This is a genomic window from Collinsella aerofaciens, assembly GCF_005845035.1.
Lineage (GTDB): Bacteria > Actinomycetota > Coriobacteriia > Coriobacteriales > Coriobacteriaceae > Collinsella > Collinsella aerofaciens_I.
The window spans coordinates 20053-39778 of the sequence record NZ_SPFO01000013.1 but is presented as its reverse complement, the minus strand read 5'-3'; the positions used below and the strand labels follow the sequence as shown (position 1 = coordinate 39778).

The window sequence follows — 19726 nt, the reverse complement described above, 5'->3', positions numbered from 1 at the left end:
GGAAATCCGCATGCGGGTTTATTGTACCCCGCCGTCAAGTGTAATTTCGGCAAATATAGGCGGGCGGTAAAGGTTTACCTCGGGTGACCGCCAAGGGCCAAAATGGCCCCTCCATCCCCGGGCGACCGGCTCTGGCGCGCCAAGGAGTGTCCCCAGCCGGCAGAGAAAAGGAACGTCCCTATCTGCCGGCTAGAGGGCACCGAAGAGGATGGCGTAGGTAGTGGATTCGCCGAGCTTGAGCTCGTCGCCGGGATTGAGTTGGGCAGAACGGCCGGGCTCGACCTGAATGCAGACGCGCGTGGCCCCGTTTACCACCACGGTTCCGTTGGTGGACGACAAGTCCTCGACGTGCCAGATATTTTGAGCATCGCACCAGATATGGGCATGGCGGGCCGAGACATCGTCGCCGACGTCGGTAATATCGCCCTCACCAGTGGCCAGCGCGCCAATCTCAACACCCTGCTCACTCGGCTGAATCCAGCGCGGGGCGCTCACGACAAAACTGTTTTGCACGCGCAGCAAGCCCAAGGGGTGCGCCGGGGCGGGTTCGCGTTCGCCCGCGGTCATCGACATGCCAAGCGAACGCGGCGTGGATGTGCCTCCGCCACAGGTCGCGTGCGCGTAGTCGATGGCATAGTTCACCGAGGACCGCACATCCGCCGAACAACCAACGGCGACAAACAGCACCAGCACGGCCTCGGCGCGCTCGGCGGGCATGAGTTCCGCCGCCTGGGACAGGCGATCGAGCGCGTTGCGATAGAGATTCGTGTCCTGGTGGCACTCTTCGAGCGCGCGTACCATCGGTTCACCTGCAGAACCGCACACCATATTGATCACAGCCGTGGAGTCCATGGGATTGCGCTGGCGCAGGGCCAGTTGCGACATAATACGCGCAGCCGAGGTACCGTATTCGGCAAAGTAGCGCTGCTGAAGCGTGCCGACCGGCGCGCGAACGATAAAGCGGGAAACCCAAGAGCGATCGGCGGCTCGGCTCTGCGGGCTGCGGCCGTCGGCGAGCGGACGGGACGAAAGCACCAAGCCGCACAGCTCGATATGGCTCAGATGCGCCGCGCGCTTAAAGATGTCAAACATGGCCCCGCATGGGGTGAGCTCAACTTGAGATGCCATGACCTAGGCCTCCTTGGTCGTAGAAATAGAATCGGACGATACTTCGACAGGTCCGCCAAAAGTACGGGCAGCTGCGGCTCCACCGGCAAGCGGAGTCGCCATCTGGGCTTTTGTGCGTCGCGGTGCCGAAACGGGAAGTTCAAAGGCAAAGCCCATCGCAAGCAAAAACCACGTAAGCGTATAGGTTGCAACCAGAGCGGCAACAAGGCCGCCCATCACGGCGCGTTGGGAAAATACGCTACATGCAGCCACAACCAGCACCGGAACCTCGCAGGCAGAAAGCGCAAGCACACCCTGCAGGAAGCCCGAGCGCCGATCACGCGCAAGTGCCCCCGCGGCAACGCCGGCTATGCCTGGCAGCGCCAACGCCAGTGCGGCAATAATACCCGGTAGCGACCCAGACCACACGAGCGATCCCAAAGTCGCCGTCACGCGAGCGCCCGACGCCAGCAGCGCGGCCGAAACCACGACCACAGCCCAAACCACGCCACAGACGACCGTCGCGCCGACCATCAGCGCGCGACGAACCGCGCGGCCAGACGCATCCATGGGGCACGGCGTGAGCGGCTCGCCGCGGAGCGAACGACCGACATTTTGCGCATAGTGGTCACAAAACGCCGAGAGCGCCGCCTCGACCGCCGCCGGCTCGGGACGATCTTTTTGATGGCTGGACAGACAGGCCATCACCACGTCGAACAGCTGGGCATCGACAAACGCCAGCGCATCGCGTAGCTCTTCGGAATCCGGCTCAAGCCCTAGCTGCTGGGCCTGCTCGGCCGCGGCGAGCACCACATCGGGCTCACGACGAAGCAGCTGAGTCAAATCGCAACCGGGCGCATGGGCACCAATGGGATAGTCGGGCCGCGTGTCCATCTTGAGACGGTAGGGGCTCGCGATGTCGCGCGTCTTTTTGCGCGAACCCGAAGTGCTCGGCGCGGCTTCGTATAGCGCGACGCCGGCAATGAGCTCGTAAACCGTGCTTGCCGCGGCATAAACGTCAATCGCCGGCGACATACGCAAAGCGCGCAGGTCGGGAATATCGTCGGTGAGCATCTCGGGCGGGGCATAGGCAACCGTCGCGCGACGCAGCGTGGCATAACGCTCCGTAAACGACGCCTTGCCGCCGGTACCGGCCACGGCCGACGCAGGCTCGAGCGCCAGCGACGAGCCAAAGTCGATCAGGCACAGGTCAAAGGTGCCCTCGGCAAGCTGCCGGTCAAGCGGCAGGCGCGCCGTACGCACCATAATATTAGCGGGCGAGATATCGCGATGGACAAAGCCCTCGCCCACCAGGCTCATACGGCAGAGCAGATCGAACAGGTCGCGACCCAGACGCGCCGCCACAAGCGGCGACAGGCGTCCGGCATCGTCCACGGCGAGTCGCGAACGCAAGCGGGCAAGCGTCTCGCCCTCGACCCATTCCATGACAATTGCAGGCACACCGTCAACCTCGCCCCAGCCATAGAGGCGGGGAAAGCCCTTAAGGCCCGAAAGGGCGCGATGGCATTCATATTCCTCGCGAAATGCCGCTTTGAACTTGGCGACCAGCGCCTCATGGGCGGCATCGTCGTCAAACTCATCGCGCGTCGGCAAGATGAGCTGTTTGAGTGCTACGGCCTCGCCTTGGGCGTTGACGGCACGCGTCACGCGGCCGATACCGCCACGGCGCATGGTGGCATCGTCGGCAAACAGTATCGTAAAACGACGCAGATAGGCAGGCAGTTCGTCCTGACCGAGCGCAATGGCCGGCTCAAACCCGTCGACACGCGCCAGGCGCAGGCCGACCATGGGATCGCGACCGAGCGATTGTGGTGTGGTGGATGCAAGATCGGTCATCATAGGGCAAGCGCCGCCACGTTATTGTTGAAGTTACCGAGCGCGACGTCATCATCGCCGTAATGGCCGACCCATTGACATAGGTTGGTGTAACAGCCCCACAGATTGGCATACTGCTGATACCACTTTGACCGGGGCGAGAATGTCTGACGACCGAACTCGGCTCGAATGACAAACATCTCCCCGACCAAGCTGTCGCACGGCCTGGGATCTCCCGTAGAGTTATAGGTCGAGACCACGTCATTGGCACGAGAAACATAGCCGTCGAGCATGTTGTACTTGGTCACAAGCCAACTGTGAATGCTCTCTTCCTCAGCAGCGGAAAGGCCACCGGAGTTTGCATCGTTGTCAGCGTTGCCGCCCGTCGAGCCGCCGTTTCCAGACCCTCCGGCAGAGGAACCCGACCCAGAGCCGCCGCCCGAACTCGACGAATCTGAGCCGGAGCCAGAAGTATCCGAGCTACCGGGCTTTCCGGACTGCTGGGCGTCCTGCTCCTTCTGCCGCTCGACCTTATTCACCGTTGCCGCCACGCTATTGTTGGACAACCGATCGATGATCTTGGTGTTGGTGAGCACGATGGTTTTGCCATTGGCAAGCGTGACTTCGTTGTCCGGGGCCTCGGCGCCGTCCGCGTCGTCGGCGCCAAACACAATATGCGCGACCACACTTGCCCAAGCATATCCAGTCGTGGTGCCCAGATCACTTTTGACCTCATGCCCCACGCGCGGTTCGCATGCGGCATGTGCCTGTATCATGGACGGCACGGTCATGCCATAGGCAGAAACGCCAGCTATGACCAGCACCAGCGAGCACGACAGCAGCGCGTACGCCCGAGGCGCCAAGCCCAGTCGGCGTCGCATGCGCACCGCGGCGCCGCGCTTTGTCTGAGTGCCACCGGGCCGCATGCGTTCTCCTCCAACAAAAACACGCCGCTCGGGAGCGGCGCATTCATTCGAATCCATATTTGAGTGTATCAGCGAACCCAAAAGGTTGCGCAACGAATGGGCAAATTAAGGATGCGAGTGGAAGCATCCATGCGATAAGCGGATACAAAGCATCTTTGTTGCACAACAAACTTACAGTCGCACGGGGAAATTATGACTACCCCGTGCGTCGCGAGGAAAACATACGGCAGGAGCAGGCTCGCCACCTAAATCGTGCGACGGGCCTCGATGGCGCGCCCAAGCGTAAGCTCGTCGGCATACTCCAGGTCGCCGCCCACGGGCAGGCCGCTCGCCAGACGCGACACCTCAACGCCCAGCGGCTTGATAGTGCGAGCCAGGTAGCTCGCCGTGGTCTCGCCCTCAATATTGGGGTTGGTGGCGATGATGACCTCGTGGATGTCCTCGTGGCCCAAGCGTGCCAGCAGCTCGCGAATGTGCAGCTGCTCGGGGCCAATCTTGTCCATGGGACTGATCACGCCGCCCAGCACATGGTACAGGCCATGGTAGCTGCCCGTGCGCTCGATTGCCTGGACGTCGCGCGGCTCGCCCACCACGCAAATGCGAGTGGTGTCGCGCATCGAATCCTGGCAGATGGAGCACTCGTCGGCCGTGGCGTAGTTAAAGCAGCGGCTGCAAAAGTGAACCTCCTGCTTAACCTCCAGGATGGCCTCGGCCAGGCGGCGCGCCTCCTCGGCGTCAGCCTCCAACAGGTAATAGGCGATGCGCTGAGCCGACTTAGGGCCAATGCCCGGCAGGCGACCCAGCTCATCGAGCAATTTTTGCAGGCTATGGTTGGCACTCATATATATGCGCGTCTTAGAACGGCATGCCCGGGATGTTGAGGCCGCCGGTGATGGCGCCCATCTGCTTGTTGGCGAGCTCGTTGACGCCGCGAACGGCCTCGTTGACGGCAGCCATAATCATGTCCTGCAGCATATCGACGTCCTCGGGATCGAGGGCATCGGGATCGATGGTGAGGTTGACGAGTTCCATCTCGCCGTTAACGGTCACCTTGACCATACCGCCGCCGGCAGAGGCATCGACGGTCTGGGACTTGAGGTTCTCCTGCGCGGCGGCAAGCTGCTCCTGCATCTTGCGGGCCTGCTTCATCATCTGCTGCATGTTCATACCGGCCATGACGGCTCCTTTACGTGCGGCCGCACGCCGAGCTGCAAGGGCAGCCGGAGCACGGCGGGACTTTCAAACTCAAAAATCGTACCACGGCGCGGGGCAAGCAAGCGGGGCGGACACGCTACCTCAGTCGATATACATGTCCTGGAGTGCAAGCCGCACCCATAGATTATGCAAAGTTGAATAATTCGCAGCTGCATAATATTGAAAGCTAAATCTTGTAGAGCCGGAATCCGACATTTAATGCGTACCACTAAATGGCTAAATGCCGAGCCACTACTCGAGGCGGCGCTCATGACGGCGGGGTATAATTTGATTGCCATAGATAGCAATTTGGAGGTGCCCCATGAATGCCCCCGACGTGCTCCAAAACATCCGCTCAAAACACCCCGTTGCATATGTGGTTCTCTATCTCTTTGTCGGCTGGGCATTGCTGGTTATCATCACCCATGCTATAGCCTTTGGAGCAGAACTACTGATAGCCAGCTCGGACCAGCCCGTCGTCAAATGGGAAGCGACCGATGAGTGCACCGACGGAACTCGAACCATTTACTACAACAGCCCGTCCCTCTACCAAGAGGTCAAGGTCAAGATAAAGGACTTCAAGATTGTCGATGCCGAACTAGGCTCTTTATTGACAATCGGAGCAACCGTCAACGCCGAGCAAGTCGAATACACGGACAGCCATGCGACGTATCGTATCGACCTCAGCATCCTAGGCCGACCGTCACGCACTTGTCTGCTCGAATGCGATATACGCGGCACCACGCTGCACATGTCCGAAATACAAATGCGCCCGGGCAAGGGGTTCTCTTCTTGAGCAGTATACCCGCCCGTACGGCTACTCCACCGGTTTGAAGATGGTGGCCTGGCCGAAGACGCTGCGGATGAGGTCTTTGGCCTCGTCCTCGGTCTGCGGGATGCTCGGGGCTGCGCCCTGGTGGCCGAAGGGGCTGCCGGCGCCGGGGTTGGACTCCCAGGGAGCTGCAGGAGCGTCCTCCTCTTCGGGGGCAGCTACAGCGGACTTGGGCGCGGGCGTCGCACCCGGCACGTCGAACGGAGGAAAATCGTCCCCGCTCGCATCGCCGGCAAAGCCGCCGACCATGGCGTCGTCGTAGGGCACCTGCTCGGATTCCCACGGCGCGGACTGCGCGACAGGCTGAGCCTTGGGGGCAGCCGAGCGCTCGGGCGCACGGGGTGCGGGCTCGGTCGGGAGCTTACCCGTGGCAGGAGCGCCGGCAGGGTTGTCGGAGCGTAGCCAGGGGGCTTTGCCCAGGTCAGACGACTTGGGCGCGGGCGAGGCGGGCTTGGGCGCTGGTGTCGGAGCAGCCGGTTTGGGCGCCGCGGGCTTAGGCGCCGACGGGGTCGATGCCGCTACCGGCGCCGTTTGCTGCTGCGGCGCGCTGGCGCTCGAGGATACAGGGGCCGCCGAGGACACGGGTTGCGGGTCCGCAGATGCCGCAGCCCGTGCAGATGGAGAATGCTCCTCATGTTGAGGAGCCGGCGTGCCACCCCCATCCAGGACATAGTCGACGGTACGACGACCGAAGACTGCGCAGACCGTCGGCAGGACCACCGATTGCGTGTCAGCGCGGCCGAGCATCTTGATGGCAAAGGTCGAGCCCGCAGGGAACGAGACGGTGAGCTTGGAGCCGTCGTCGGCCGTGGCGCGGGCGTTGAGCAAAAGCCCTGCGTAGGAAGCCTGACGCGCCTTGACGCGCTCGACAACCTCGACCCATTTGCGCTGCAGCTCTCCGGCATCCTCGACCGCGGGCGTCTCGGCAGCACCGGCGGCGGCAACCTGGGCGGCATTGTTGGACTGGGGCTTAGGTGCCGGAGCGGTGACAGGCGCGGGGGCCGCAACGGGCTGAGACGTCGGAGCCGGCGCAGGCTGAGGTGCAGGCGCTGCAGGCTTGGAAACTGACACGGACGCAGAACGGGGCGCAGGCTGAGCCGCCGGAGCGGCAGCACCACGGTCCCAAGGCATACCGCCCTGGCGCGCGGACGTAGCAGCGGGGGCAGCGGATGCCGTCGGAGCGGCAGCACGGGCGCCCGAAATTAGAGTCGGCTGCTGGGCAGCAGCGGGTACGGATGCTGCAGGCGCGGCGGCCTGAGCAGCAGCCACGCTCGCCGGCACGGCGCCGTTGGCAACCATGGCCTCCAGGCGTGCCACGCGCTCGGCCAATGCCTCAATCGTTAAATCAGCCTCGGGACGCGCCAGACGCGTGCAGGCGATCTCGAGCACCAGGCGCACGTCGCTCGCGCCCCTCATCTCCAGTGCGGCATCGTCGAGCACCGTCAGCACACGGGCCAGGCGGTCGGCAGGATGCTCGCCAAAGGCAGCGGCCTCGGCAGCAAGCGCCTCGGCCTGCTCGGCACCGCCCTCAAACAACTCGGCACGGGCACCGGCAACGCAGGCAACATACACGTCGCGCACGTGCGCCACCAGGTCGCGCGTCAGTTCCAGCAGATCGTTGCCTTCCTCGACCTGCGCGCGAATAAGCCCATATAGCTCGGCGACATCACGATTAGCAATGGCGCGCGCAAACTCGCCCAGAATCTGGTCCGAAACTTCGCCCAAAAGCGAGCGGGCATCGTCCGCATGCACGGTGCCGTTGCCGAAGACGCTCAGCTGCTCCAGCGTGGAGAGCGCGTCGCGCATGCCGCCCTTGGCATGGCGCGCCACGATAGCCAGCGCCTCGTCGTCGTAATCGAAGCCCTCCTGCTCGCACACGTATGCCAGGCGATGCTCAATATCCTCGTTGCCGATGCGATGGAAATCGAAACGCTGGCAGCGCGAGAGGATGGTCTCCAGAATCTTTTGCGGGTCGGTGGTGCACAGCACAAAGATCACGTGTGCCGGCGGCTCCTCAAGCGTCTTGAGCAGCGCGTTGAACGCCGCCGTCGTGAGCATGTGGACCTCGTCGATGATATAAATCTTGTACTTGCCGCGCACCGGGGCAAAGTTGACGGAGTTGATGATCTCCTCGCGCACGTTGTCCACGCCGGTACGGCTTGCGGCATCGAGCTCGTAGACATCGGGGTGGTTGCCCTCGGCAATGAGTTCGCACTCCTCGCAAGTACCGTCGGGCATGCAGCCGCTTGCACCCTCGGCGCGCGCCGCCTCGGCATTGCGGCACAGCAGCGCCTTGGCCAGAATGCGCGCCATGGTGGTCTTGCCCGTGCCGCGCGGTCCGCAGAACAGGTAGGCGTGGGACAGGCGCCCCTCGGTGATGGCGTGCTCGAGCGTCGAGACGATATGCTGCTGGCCCACCACGGAGTCGAAGGTGAGCGGGCGATACTTTCGGTACAACGATTCCATGGGTGCTCCCCCGGGTATACTGAGTCTTGTTGCCGCGGCGGTCATGCGGTCGCACGGCATACTGCATTCCATAATAACCCGTACGGCGAGCCCGCCGCGATAGGAGTCCAAAGAGCATGGCAGACGCAGAGAGCAACCTCATTCCCTCCGAAGCAGCCGACCAGGTCGAGGTCGCGCTCGAGGCGCAGGCCGCGGCCGATGACGGCATTCTGTACCTCAACGAGTATCAGTACGAAAACGACCTCGTCACCGACTTCGCCCGCCTGGTCGCCTCGCCCAGGCGTCGCGGCTCGCTGTATGTCGCCGCCGCGATTGCCGCGCTCATCGGCATCGGCATGCTGGTGGCCGGCGGCAACTGGATCAAGTTTGGCGTCGTCTTGATCGTATTCGGCGCCTTTTTGGCCTGGTGGAGCAAAAACCTGCACCACACCCTCGCCCGCGACTTTATCGACGCCGTCGAGGCCGACGAGTCCATGGGTGGCCGTTATCGCCGCGTCGCCGCCAACGAGGACGGCCTGATGGTTTGGGGCAAGAGCGGCAAGTCGCAGTTCTTCCCGTTTGAAAAGCTCGACCACGTGCTCGACGGCGAGCGCATCTTTGTGGCCATGTTCGCCGACCAGGGCGTGACGATCCCTAAGGACACCTTTGTCCGCGGCGATGCCGAGCAGTTCGGTCCCTTCCTCAAGGCGCGCATCAACAAAAAACTCCGCATCGAGACCAAACGCAAGAAGATGAAGGCCGAGAAGGCCGCCGCCGAGGCCAAGCAGGGCGACAAGCCCCAGGAGACCAAAGGCAAGCAGCGCAAGCAGAAGAAGAACAAGAAGAAGCGCTAAGACCAAACCAGACAGACGGCCTCGCATCCCGCTATCCTCCCCATGCACCCGAGCGTGCTACACTAGCAGCATCTATGCCACCGCGAATGGCTCGGCCCCACGCCCGCCGCTCGCAAACGAACTTTAAACGCACGAGGGTTGGCCATGCCGCTTTTCTCGCAACATACCGCCCGGTTCTCGCCGGACGTTCCTTTGGAGGGCACCAGCTCTCGCGAGCTGCTCAAGCGGTACCAGCCGCTCGAGACACTTGCGACCGGCGGTTTTGGCTCCATCGAGATTTGCCGCGACACGCACCTGCGCCGCCGCGTCGCCATTAAGCGCATCCCCCTTATCAACGGCGCCGGCATGCCCGCCAGCGACATCATGGATGTCCTGCGCGAGGCGCACACTGCCGCCATGCTTCAACATCCCAATATCGTGCAGGTCATCGACTTTACGCATGACACCGCCTATGCCTACCTGGTCATGGAGTATGTCGACGGTATGTCGCTGGCCGAGTTTTTGCATCGCGTGGACGGCCACTCGCTCACCTTTGACGAGGCCGCGGCCATTGCCGATGCCCTGGGCCAGGCGCTCACCTTCGCCCATAGCAATGGCGTACTCCACCTGGACATTAAGCCCGCCAACGTGCTCATCGACCACTCGGGCAATGTAAAGCTCACCGACTTTGGCATGGCGCGACTGTCGTCCGCCGGTGGCTTTGGCGGCTCGCGCGGCGGCACCATCGGCTACATGCCGCCCGAGCAGCTCGATATCGAGACCGGCACGGTCGACGAACGCGCCGATGTCTTTGCCCTTGCCTGCGTTATCTATGAGGGCTTGTGCGGCAGCGCTCCCTTTATGGCGGCCACGCCCGCCGACTCGCTCGACCGCATCATCGGCGGCGCCACCTATCCCAGCGAGCTGATACCACACTTTCCCCCGGGAGCCGAGGCCGCGCTCATGAGCGCGCTCTCCCCCATGCCGCAGGACCGCCCCAACAGCATCGAGGCATTTTGCGACCAGCTCCTTGCCGGTCTGGGCAGTGTGCGCGAGGGCCGTCGCAGCCTGGAGCAAATGGTTGGCGAGCTTTCGGATGACGAGCAGGAGCTCGACGATATCGAGCCGTCGCACTACGAGGACGACGCCATCGAGGTCGACCCCGCACTCGGCTGGGCGGGCACGCGCTGGAGCCCTGCGCGCGACTACACCATGCGCGCTATCTCGGCGCTAACGTGCGGCACTTTTAGCTTTTTGCTGATGCAAACGGCCGGGGTCGCGGCGCTTCCCGGTCTGGTCATTGCGGCCATCGCGATCGGAGCGGCGGCTGGCCTGGCCCCCCAGATTGGCTCGGCCATCTCGGCTGTGGGCTTTTTGGTGCTCATGGCCAACGCCACCATGCAGGCACAGGGCATCCTGTCGATGCTGCCCGTCGCGGTGATCTTTGCCGCCGCCATGTCCGGTTGGTGGATCGCCTGGGGTCGCACCGAGACTGCCGCGAGCGCCACGCTCACCTGCGCACTCGCGCTTGGCTGTCTGACCGGCAATACCTTCCTGGCAGCTGGGGTCGCCGCCGGCGTCGCGTCATTTTGGCTCGGCCCGGCAAGCGCCGCCGCGGCAACGGGCATGGGCGCGCTTTTTGCCCGTCTGGCCACGGTCGCGCTTTCAGCCGGAGGCGTGCTGGGGCTCGGTAACGTTGCCGCAGCGCTGGGAGACCCGCTCCTTTGGGCTGCCTTTGTGCTGGTCGCGGCAACTGCCGCAGTGTCATCCGCGCTGCTCAATGCCCGTGCCAAGCGTGCCGATCAGGGCTCAAACCTTGCCGCAATCGCCGCCATCGCTGTCACCGGCATCGGCTGCGCAGCGGCGTCCTGTCTTGCACACCATATGGAAATTGCCAGCCTTGCAGCCGCGGTCGTCGCCAAGGCGGCGGTTGCGGGAACCCTATCCTCTATAATCGTTGGGATATGCCTATATTTGCTCGGATACCAAAGAACCTATACGGAGAGTGATCTTTCGTGAACTTCCTGAACATCTTCGAGGACCACGTGGCCGGCATCTTCGGTGCCACCCGTGCCCCGTTCTCCTTTAAGAAGCTTGCCAAGCAGGCCGCTCGCGACATGGAGGATCAGACTCTGGTGATTAACGGCGTCAACACGGCGCCGGCACTCTATACCATCCTTATCGCCGCCGACGACGATCCCATGCTCGCCCCGTTCTACCCCGAGCTTTCGCGCGAGGTCCGCGAGTTTGTGAAGGCGCAGGCCGAAAAGCGCCGCTATGTCTTTGTCGGCGAGCCCCTCGTGCGCTTTATGATCGATCCGCAACTGCGCGCCGGCAAGTTCTCGGTCTTTGCCGAGAACGTCGATGCGCCCACGCTCGGCCGCCTGTACGAGGAAGAGCGCGCCTACCAAAACGGCCTGGGACAGAATAACTCGGCCGCAAGCCGCGCCGCCAGCGCCCCGCGCGCCGGCCAGCAGCAGTTTGCTGCCCCGCAGCAGCAGCGCCCCGCCGCCATGCCCCAGCAGCAGCCGACGCCTCGCGCCGCCGCTCCCGACCCGCTTGCCGTGGCAGACCCCTTCGCGCCTAGCGTCCCCGACCCCGCCGCCGCACCCATCCCGGTGCCGCAGACCGTCTCGCGCGACGCGCTTGCCGGCATGGGCGGAGCCGCCGCGACCGGTGCCGCCGTGGGCCTAGGCGCCGCAGCCGGCATCGCCTCCAACATGGCGAGCACTCGCGCCCCGCAGCGCCCGCTCGCCCAGCTCGTCGACGTCGTGAGCGGCGAGAGCCATAGCATCACCTCCGCACAGGTGACCATCGGTCGCGAGCGCTCAGTTTCCGACATTGCCCTGCGCGACCCCAACGTGTCGCGCCGCCACGCCCAGCTCACCTTTACGGGCTCGGATTGGTCGATCGAGGACCTCAATTCCACCAACGGCACGCTCGTCAACAACCGCCGCATTACGCGCTGCCCGCTGCGCAACGGCGATCTGCTGACGTTTGGCCTGAGCACCTTTGAATTTAGGGGATAGTCGCTTATGAACATCGATATCGTCCTTTTTGCAGGCCGCATCGTCCTGGTCGCCCTGCTCTATATCTTCCTGTTCGCCGTCATGAAGACCGGCGTGGGACTTGTGCGCGGGCAGCGCCGCGACTCGGCTATCTGGACGATTGATGTGGACAAGGGTCCGCGCGGTATCCGCGGCATCCACGTAGACATGCTCGGCCCCGTCATCGTCGGTCGCTCGCCATCTTCGGACATCTGCATCAACGAACCGTTCGTCTCGGCCTCGCATGCGCGCTTTTCGCTGCAGGGCCCGGCGCTCATCATCGAGGACCTCAACTCGCTTAACGGCACGCTCGTCAACGGCCGCCAGCTCGTGGAGCCCGCGACGCTGCGTGAGGGCGACGAAGTCCAGATTGGCGACGTGGTCATGAAGGTGAACCGTCGATGATCGACGAGGAGAACAAGTCCGCAACTATGACCGAGGCACCGGCTGCCGCCACAGCTGTGCCGGCCCACGCCGCTCCGGCGGGCTCCAAACCCGTGGAGCCCGAGGACACCGTGTTCTCCCTGCCTCTTTCGCATGTAACGCATGATATTTCGGATCTAGCCGATAACGAGGACGAAGAGGATGCCGCAGCGGCGCCCATCGGCGCACATGTTGCGGAACAGCCCACAGCGCCCGAAGCAACCCCGGCGCCGGCTCACTTTGCAGAGCCCGTCGCCGCGGCAATCAACGAGAGCGCTGCGGTGTTTGCGGCACCCGAGCCCGCCGCGCCGGCGTTTCCCATAGCCCCGGCATCCGAGGTTGCGCCCGCGTCTACGTCGGCGCCCGAGGCAGGGCCATCCCCCGAGGACGGCCCTGCACCCAGGACCCCGCAGCCTGCGCCCGCAAGCGAGTCCGATACCGTGGCCGAGCCCGCCACCCATTCGCAAAACACGCCCGCGCCGTCGCACTTTGCGACGCCCGAGCCTATAGACGTCAGCCCGCAAGACGACGAGTCGACCGCCCGCGTTTCCGAGGAGCCCGACTCCCCGGACACCGGCGATTCCGAATCAAACGCCGTGACCGACACCGTCTCTCCCGGTGACACCGCCGAAATCGACGTTGCCGCCGTTGAGGCCAAGCTCAAAGACCCCGGCTCGACCATGAGCTTTGAACCCCTAACCGAGGAGCGCATCGAGACCGACTCGACCTATGATGCCGGCACCACCACGCAACTCATGTGGGGCGCCCGCTCCGACGTTGGCTGCGTGCGCCCGCACAATGAGGATTCCTACCTGGTGCAGTCGCCGCTCTTTTGCGTATGCGACGGCATGGGTGGTCACGCTGCCGGCGAGGTGGCCTCTTCTATCGCTGTCGAGACCATCGCCAAGACAGCTCCTCAGTCTGCCGACGCCGCACGCCTGGCGGCAGCCGTCGAGGCCGCCAACGCCGCCGTAATCGAGGCGGCCCTGAATGGCCTGGGCAAGCCCGGCATGGGCTGCACAGCCACTTGCGCCTATATCGAAAACGACACGCTCGCCATCGCCCACGTGGGTGACTCTCGCGCCTACCTGCTCCACGAGGGCACGCTCATCCGCGTGACCCGCGACCACTCCTACGTGGAGGAGCTCGTGGACGCCGGCGAGATCACGGCAGACGAGGCTCGCGTCCACCCCAACCGTTCGGTCATCACCCGCGCGCTGGGCTCGGACCCCGCCATGTATGCCGACCACTTCACTCTGCATATCGAGGAAGGCGACCGCCTGATCCTGTGCTCCGACGGCCTTTCGAGCATGATTCCCGATAGCGATATCGAGAACATCGCCACGCAGTCCTCAACCGCGCAAATCTGCGTCGACAACCTAGTGGACGCGGCGCTTGCCGCCGGCGGCCACGACAACGTGACCGTAGTAGTCGTTGACCTGGTTGACGATGGCGTTATGCGCGAGGCGCAGCGCGTGCGTCGCCGCAACATTACTATCGCCGCCATTCTGGCCCTCGTCTTTGTGCTGGCAGCTGGCATCTGGGCCTACACGGGTGTCACCGGCTCGTACTACCTGGGTACCTACCAGGGCAATGTCGCCGTCTGGCGCGGCCTGCCCGGCAAGCCGCTCGGACTCAAGCTCCACTGGCTCGAAAGCGAAACCAGCATCAAGCTGTCCGACCTGCCCGAAGACACGCAAAACCGACTCAAGGCGGGCATTCCGCAAACAAGTGTCGACGATGCGCAGGACACGATATCCAAGTACCGCCACCAGATCGATGAAGAGCAGACCCGCCAGGTGATCGACGCGCAAACGATTCGCGACAACACCAATCAGGGATCGACCTCCGAATCAGATTCCGAGAAAACCGCCGAACAGTCCGCCGAGGCCGAAGCCTCCGATAAGAATTAGAAAGGGAGTGCCGCTTATGAGTCGCCGCAACACCGAGCTGCTCTTGCTCATCGCCTCGGCGTTCCCCGTCATCCTGCTGTATGCGATGTACGTGCTCACCGCGGGCGCTGCCATCTCCTTTGAGACGCTCGCCGTACCGATCGGCCTCTTTGCCGCCTTCGCCGCGGCACATATCGCCGTGCGCATCTTGGCGCCCGGCGCCGACCCCGCCATCCTACCCATCGTATTTATACTTTCGGGCATCGGCATCACGTTCGTGACGCGTCTCGCCCCCGCTCTCGCCATCTCACAGCTCATCATCCTGTTTGTCTCGGTGGCGCTCATGGTGGGAACGCTCGCACTGGTCAAAAACCTCGACGTAGTCATGCGCTACAAGTACACCTTTGGCATCATCGGCATCATTCTGCTGATGCTGCCTATCTTTATCGGCACCACGATCTCGGGCTCCAAGCTGTGGATTCGCATCGCGGGCTTTACCATCCAGCCCGGCGAGTTCGCCAAGGTCTTTATCGTGCTGTTCCTGGCCGGGTACCTGGCCGAGAACCGCGAACTGCTCTCCATCTCCAACCGCAAGATCCTGGGCTTTAAGATCCCTCGCCTGCGACTGCTGCTGCCGCTGTTTGCCGTGTGGGGTGTGTGCCTGCTCGTCGTCGTCTTTGAACGCGACCTGGGTTCGGCCGTGCTGTTCTACACCATCTTCTTGCTGATGCTCTACGTTGCCACGGGGCGCTTTTCGTATGTCGTTATCGGCCTTGCGCTCTTAGCCGTTGGAGCCGTGGGCGCCTACAAGTTCCTGTCTCACGTTCAGGTGCGTTTCCAGGTTTGGCTCGATCCGTTTAAGGACGCCCAGGGTCAGGGCTACCAGATCGTCCAGTCGCTCTTCTCGCTTGCCGATGGCGGTCTGGTCGGTGTTGGCATCGGCAACGGCATGGCCAACAACATCCCTGTCGTCGAGTCCGACTTTATCTTCTCGGCTATCGGCGAGGAGATGGGCCTTTTGGGCGGCGGCGCCGTGCTCATCCTGTTTATGCTCTTTGCCGTTCGCGGCCTGACCACAGCTGCCCGCGCAAAGTCCGATCTCGCCGCCTTTAGTGCCACGGGCCTTACGGCCGCCATCAGCTTCCAGGCCTTCTTGATCGTTGGCGGCGTAACCCGCCTGATCCCGCTGACCGGCGTCACCCTGCCCTTTATGAGCCAGGGCGGCTCCTCGCTGCTGGCGAGCTTCATCATCGTCGCGCTCCTGCTGCGCGCCGGTGACGAGGCGACCGGACGCGAGGCCGAGCTTACCGGCACCGGCACCATGGCCGCCATCACCGATGATCAGGTCGCATCTGCCGCCGCCCCGACGGGCACGCGCTTTGCCACCTCGTCTTCCTACGGCAGCGGCAGCCATTCCGTCGGCTCGCGCATGCGCCGTCGCCTGCTCGACACGCCTGAATCCGGTGTGCTCGGCCGCGTTGCGCTCGCCAACCGTCTAACCCGCGCGGTGCTCGCCTTTACGGCGCTGTTCGCCATCCTTATCGGCAACCTCACCTATGTCCAGGTCATTAAGGCCAAGGACTATCAGGACATGCCGACCAACAACCACACCATCGCCCGCTCCAAGTACATCCAGCGCGGCTCCATCATCACGTCCGACGGCGTGACGCTGGCCGAGTCGCTGCAGCAGGAGGACGGCACCTACGTACGCTCCTACCCCAACGGTAACCTGGCAGCGCACGTGGTTGGCTACGTGAGCCAGCAGTATGGCACCACCGCCATCGAGAGCGTCATGAACGACACGCTCACCGGTTCTAAGGACTACTCCAGCTGGAACAACGCCATCGCGTCGCTCGCGGGCCAGACCCAGCCGGGCAACACCGCCAAGCTCACCATCGACTCGCGCATCCAGACGGCGGCCGAGCAGGCACTCAAGGGCTTTAAGGGCGCTGTAGTGGTCATCGACCCGCGTACCGGCGCGGTGCTCGCATGTGCCAGCTCGCCCACCTACGACAACACCAACATCGATGCCCTGCTGCAGACGGGCGGCGGCGAGGACGGCTCCATGTACAATCGCGCCATGGACGCGCTGTACACGCCGGGCTCAACGTTTAAGGTCGTTACGCTTTCCGCGGCACTCGAGACCGGTACCGCCAGCCTTACCAGCACCTACCAGGCGCCCGGCTCCATGGACATCGGCAACGCACCGGTCACCAACTATGCCAACGAGAGCTACGGCACCATCAGCCTGCAGCAGGCCTTTGCCGTGTCCTCCAACGTCGTCTTTGGCCAGGTGGCAAACGAAGTTGGCGCAAATACGCTCATACAGTTTGCCAACGCCTTTGGCTACGGCCAAAAGCTCGGCCAGGACCTGACCTCCGCGGCCTCCATCATGGCCGACCCGTCGCTCATGACCGAGTGGGAGACCGCCTGGGCCGGCGCCGGCCAGCCTGTCGGCATGGACCACACGCCCGGCCCGCAGACCACCGTCATGCAAAACGCCGTGATTGCCGCCGCCATCGCTAACAGCGGCGTGGTCATGGACCCGTACTTTGTAGCCCAGGTACTCGCCCCGGACGGAACCGTGGTCAAGACCACGCAGTCCCGCTCGCTTGGTCAGGCCGTCAGCTCCGCCACGGCCGACCAGGTCAAGCAGGCCATGCTTGCCGTCGTCCAGTCCGGCACCGGCACCGATGCCCAGATCCCCGGCGTCAAGGTCGCCGGCAAGACCGGCTCGGCCGAGACCGGCGGCACCAACGTCAACTCGATGTTTGTTGGCTTTGCACCTTACGATTCACCCACGGTCGCCATCTCGGTGGCCTTGGAGGATTTCGACAAGCATGACGTCAAGGCCGCCAAGATTGCCGGTATCGTCCTGACCGCGGCGCTTGCCGCACAGGGAGCGTGATGCCCATGATCGAATCGGACACCCGAGGCGCGCCGCGGCCGAAGAGTTAGCGGCAACGCGCCACACGGCCCCAGCGGCCACATCGTAGGTACTACACACATCGTTGAGCGAATAGTTATGTTAGGAGCAGGAATGGAACAGAGGGTCCTCGGGGGAAGATACCTCCTCAAGGATAAGGTGGGAACAGGCGGCATGGCGACCGTCTACCGTGCACAGGACCAGGTCCTCGACCGCACGGTTGCCGTCAAGATCATGCTGCCGCAGTATGCTGGCGACGCAACCTTCGCCGCACGCTTTAAGCAGGAGGCCCAGGCAGCAGCCGGTCTCTCCTCCCCCTATATCGTGGGCGTCTACGATTGGGGCAAGGACGGCGACACCTATTACATCGTCATGGAGTACCTGCGCGGCACCGACCTTAAGAGCGGCATCAAGAGCCACGGCGCCCTCGACCCCAAGAAGGTCGCCCAGATCGGCTCGCAGATCAGCTCCGCGCTTTCGGTCGCCCACAAGCACGAGATCATCCACCGCGACATTAAGCCGCAGAACATCATGGTGCTGCCCGACGGCAACATCAAGGTGATGGACTTTGGCATCGCGCGCGCCAAGAACAGCCACCTCACGCAAGACAACAACGTGCTGGGGACCGCCCACTACGTCAGCCCCGAGCAGACCCGTGGTCAGGACCTCGGCCCCACCTCGGATATCTACTCGCTGGGCGTCGTGATGTACGAGTGCGCCACCGGCCGCGTCCCCTTTGACGGTGACGACGCTATCTCGGTCGCACTCAAGCAGGTCAACGAGCTGCCTATTCCGCCGAGCCAGATCAACTCCGGTGTCGACGCCGACCTTGAGCGCATCATCCTCAAGTGCATGGAGAAGGACCCGGCAAACCGCTTCCAGACCGCCGACGAGCTGCGTCAGGTGCTCAACAGCTACCTGTCGGGCCGTGCCGTCAACGTCTCGGAGCCCACGCGCATCATCGGTGCCCCCGGTGAGCTGGGCGCCACCAAGACTCGTGAGCTTTCCGATCAGACGCGCGCCATGGTGCGTCCCGTCTCGGGCGTGAGCGGCCAAAATACCGCCCGTAGCTCGGTTTCGGGCTCCACCGGCTCCTACGAGGTCGAAGAGCCCAAATCCAACAAGAACAAGATCATCGCCGCCGTGGTGGCAGCCGTTGCCGTCATCGGCATCGTGGTGGCCTTTGCCACAGGACTCTTTGGCGGCGAGCAGGTCACCGTGCCCGACGTGCTGGGCAAGGACCAGCAGACTGCCGTCGAGCTGATCAAGGAAGCCGGCCTCGAGGTCGGCACCATCGACCAGAGCTACAACGACGACGTCGACGAGGGCAAGGTCGCCGAGCAGACGCCCAACGGTAACACCAAGAAGGCCAAGGGCACTAAGGTGAACCTAGTAATCTCCAAGGGCCCCAAGCCCTCCGAGAAGGTTGAGGTTCCCCTGCTTGTCGGCCTGACCAAGGACCAGGCCGAGGCCGCGTTGGCAAGCGTTGGCCTGAAGGGCAACGCCTCCGAGCAGGCCAACGAGGCCGATGAGGGCCAGGTCTTTGAGCAGGGCACCGAAGCCGGTAAGGAAGTCGCGAAGGGCACGACCATCTCGTACAAGGTCTCGAGCGGCCCGGATACCACGTCCGTCCCCGATCTGACCGACATGACCGAGGCCCAGGCGCGCAACGCCCTCGATATGGCAGGCTTTGGCGTCGACGTTAGCTACCAGGAGAACGACTCGGTTACCGAGGGCACCGTGATCAGCTGGAACCCCAGTGGCAAGCAGAAGCCCGGCGCCACGATTACCGTCGTCATTGCCAAGAAGTCCGGCAAGGCCAGTGTTCCGGGCAACCTGTACGGCAAGAGCATCTCCGCCGCCGTCACCGCGCTCAACAACGCCGGTTTCTATAACATCGGCTTCTGTGACCAGAACGGCAATCCCGTAAGCGGTAACGAGGATGCCACCGTTACGGGCGTCTCCCCCACTGGCAAGCAGTCCACCGACAGCACGATTACGCTGACGGTCGCACTTTCTGGCTCGGGTTCGGGCTCTGGCTCGGGCACGGGTGACGATTCCGGTACGACCAACTAGTCGCCACCCCACCGCTCATCACGGCTCTCGCCGCAAACATATTCGCTCACAGGCGCCCGCTTGCTCCCCCAGCAAGCGGGCGCTTCGTTTTTGACATGGCATTGAACCAGAAGAACCCGGCACCGTAGCGGTACCGGGCTCGATATTCCTCTGGTGCCCCCGGGCGGATTCGAAAACTCCCCCGCGGGG

14 protein-coding genes are annotated in these 19726 nt (G+C 63.5%); 8 read left to right on the top strand and 6 right to left on the bottom strand.

What is annotated here, in order from left to right:
* Positions 1-189 precede the first annotated feature (189 nt).
* The 5 genes from FGQ67_RS06945 to FGQ67_RS06925 all read right to left on the bottom strand — a co-directional run bounded on the left by FGQ67_RS06945 (position 190) and on the right by FGQ67_RS06925 (position 5045).
* The gene (locus FGQ67_RS06945) at positions 190-1128 is read right to left on the bottom strand and encodes an FHA domain-containing protein (RefSeq protein WP_138340893.1); all 939 of its coding nucleotides are present in this window, start codon (positions 1126-1128) and stop codon (positions 190-192) included.
* A 3-nt stretch (positions 1129-1131) separates the two neighbouring features.
* Positions 1132-2967 (bottom strand): serine/threonine protein kinase, encoded by a 1836-nt coding sequence (locus FGQ67_RS06940; RefSeq protein WP_138340891.1) that lies wholly within the window; start codon positions 2965-2967, stop codon positions 1132-1134.
* Positions 2964-3869 (bottom strand): hypothetical protein, encoded by a 906-nt coding sequence (locus FGQ67_RS06935; protein WP_171025237.1) that lies wholly within the window; start codon positions 3867-3869, stop codon positions 2964-2966. The genes FGQ67_RS06940 and FGQ67_RS06935 overlap by 4 nt, the downstream gene beginning before the upstream one ends.
* Before the next feature lie 245 nt (positions 3870-4114).
* A complete protein-coding gene (gene recR / locus FGQ67_RS06930) occupies positions 4115-4711 on the bottom strand; it encodes a recombination mediator RecR (RefSeq protein WP_089573257.1) in 597 nt (198 codons plus the stop codon).
* Between the two features lie 13 nt (positions 4712-4724).
* Complete coding sequence (locus tag FGQ67_RS06925; protein ID WP_006235174.1) at positions 4725-5045, bottom strand: YbaB/EbfC family nucleoid-associated protein; 321 nt, start codon at positions 5043-5045, stop codon at positions 4725-4727.
* A 340-nt stretch (positions 5046-5385) separates the two neighbouring features.
* Between FGQ67_RS06925 and FGQ67_RS06920 the strand changes: the two genes are divergently transcribed.
* Positions 5386-5859 (top strand): hypothetical protein, encoded by a 474-nt coding sequence (locus tag FGQ67_RS06920; protein ID WP_138340887.1) that lies wholly within the window; start codon positions 5386-5388, stop codon positions 5857-5859.
* Positions 5860-5880: 21 nt separating this feature from the next.
* On the opposite strand, the gene dnaX is transcribed toward FGQ67_RS06920, so the two are convergent.
* Positions 5881-8361, bottom strand: a complete 2481-nt coding sequence (gene dnaX, locus FGQ67_RS06915; RefSeq protein ID WP_171025236.1) for a DNA polymerase III subunit gamma/tau — start codon at positions 8359-8361, stop codon at positions 5881-5883.
* 116 nt (positions 8362-8477) lie between these two features.
* On the opposite strand from dnaX, the gene FGQ67_RS06910 reads away from it, so the two are divergent.
* From FGQ67_RS06910 to pknB, 7 genes are all read left to right on the top strand, one after another.
* Positions 8478-9194 carry a hypothetical protein gene (locus tag FGQ67_RS06910; RefSeq protein ID WP_138340883.1) on the top strand — a complete coding sequence of 239 codons (717 nt, stop codon included), beginning with the start codon at positions 8478-8480 and terminating at the stop codon, positions 9192-9194.
* A gap of 144 nt (positions 9195-9338) precedes the next feature.
* Positions 9339-11192, top strand: coding sequence for a serine/threonine-protein kinase (locus FGQ67_RS06905; RefSeq protein WP_138340881.1), 1854 nt, complete (start codon positions 9339-9341; stop codon positions 11190-11192).
* A complete protein-coding gene (locus FGQ67_RS06900) occupies positions 11189-12202 on the top strand; it encodes an FhaA domain-containing protein (protein WP_035136732.1) in 1014 nt (337 codons plus the stop codon). The genes FGQ67_RS06905 and FGQ67_RS06900 overlap by 4 nt, the downstream gene beginning before the upstream one ends.
* Before the next feature lie 6 nt (positions 12203-12208).
* The gene (locus FGQ67_RS06895; protein WP_006235180.1) at positions 12209-12625 is read left to right on the top strand and encodes an FHA domain-containing protein; all 417 of its coding nucleotides are present in this window, start codon (positions 12209-12211) and stop codon (positions 12623-12625) included.
* Entirely contained in the window at positions 12622-14556 is a 1935-nt protein-coding gene (locus FGQ67_RS06890) for a Stp1/IreP family PP2C-type Ser/Thr phosphatase (RefSeq protein WP_138340879.1), read from the top strand. Before FGQ67_RS06895 ends, FGQ67_RS06890 begins: the two co-directional genes overlap by 4 nt.
* 16 nt (positions 14557-14572) lie before the next feature.
* Positions 14573-17443: an FtsW/RodA/SpoVE family cell cycle protein gene (locus FGQ67_RS06885; protein ID WP_138340877.1), complete on the top strand. Its 2871-nt coding sequence runs from the start codon at positions 14573-14575 to the stop codon at positions 17441-17443.
* Positions 17444-17575: 132 nt separating this feature from the next.
* Complete coding sequence (gene pknB, locus FGQ67_RS06880) at positions 17576-19537, top strand: Stk1 family PASTA domain-containing Ser/Thr kinase (protein ID WP_138340875.1); 1962 nt, start codon at positions 17576-17578, stop codon at positions 19535-19537.
* The last annotated feature ends 189 nt before the right edge of the window (positions 19538-19726 follow it).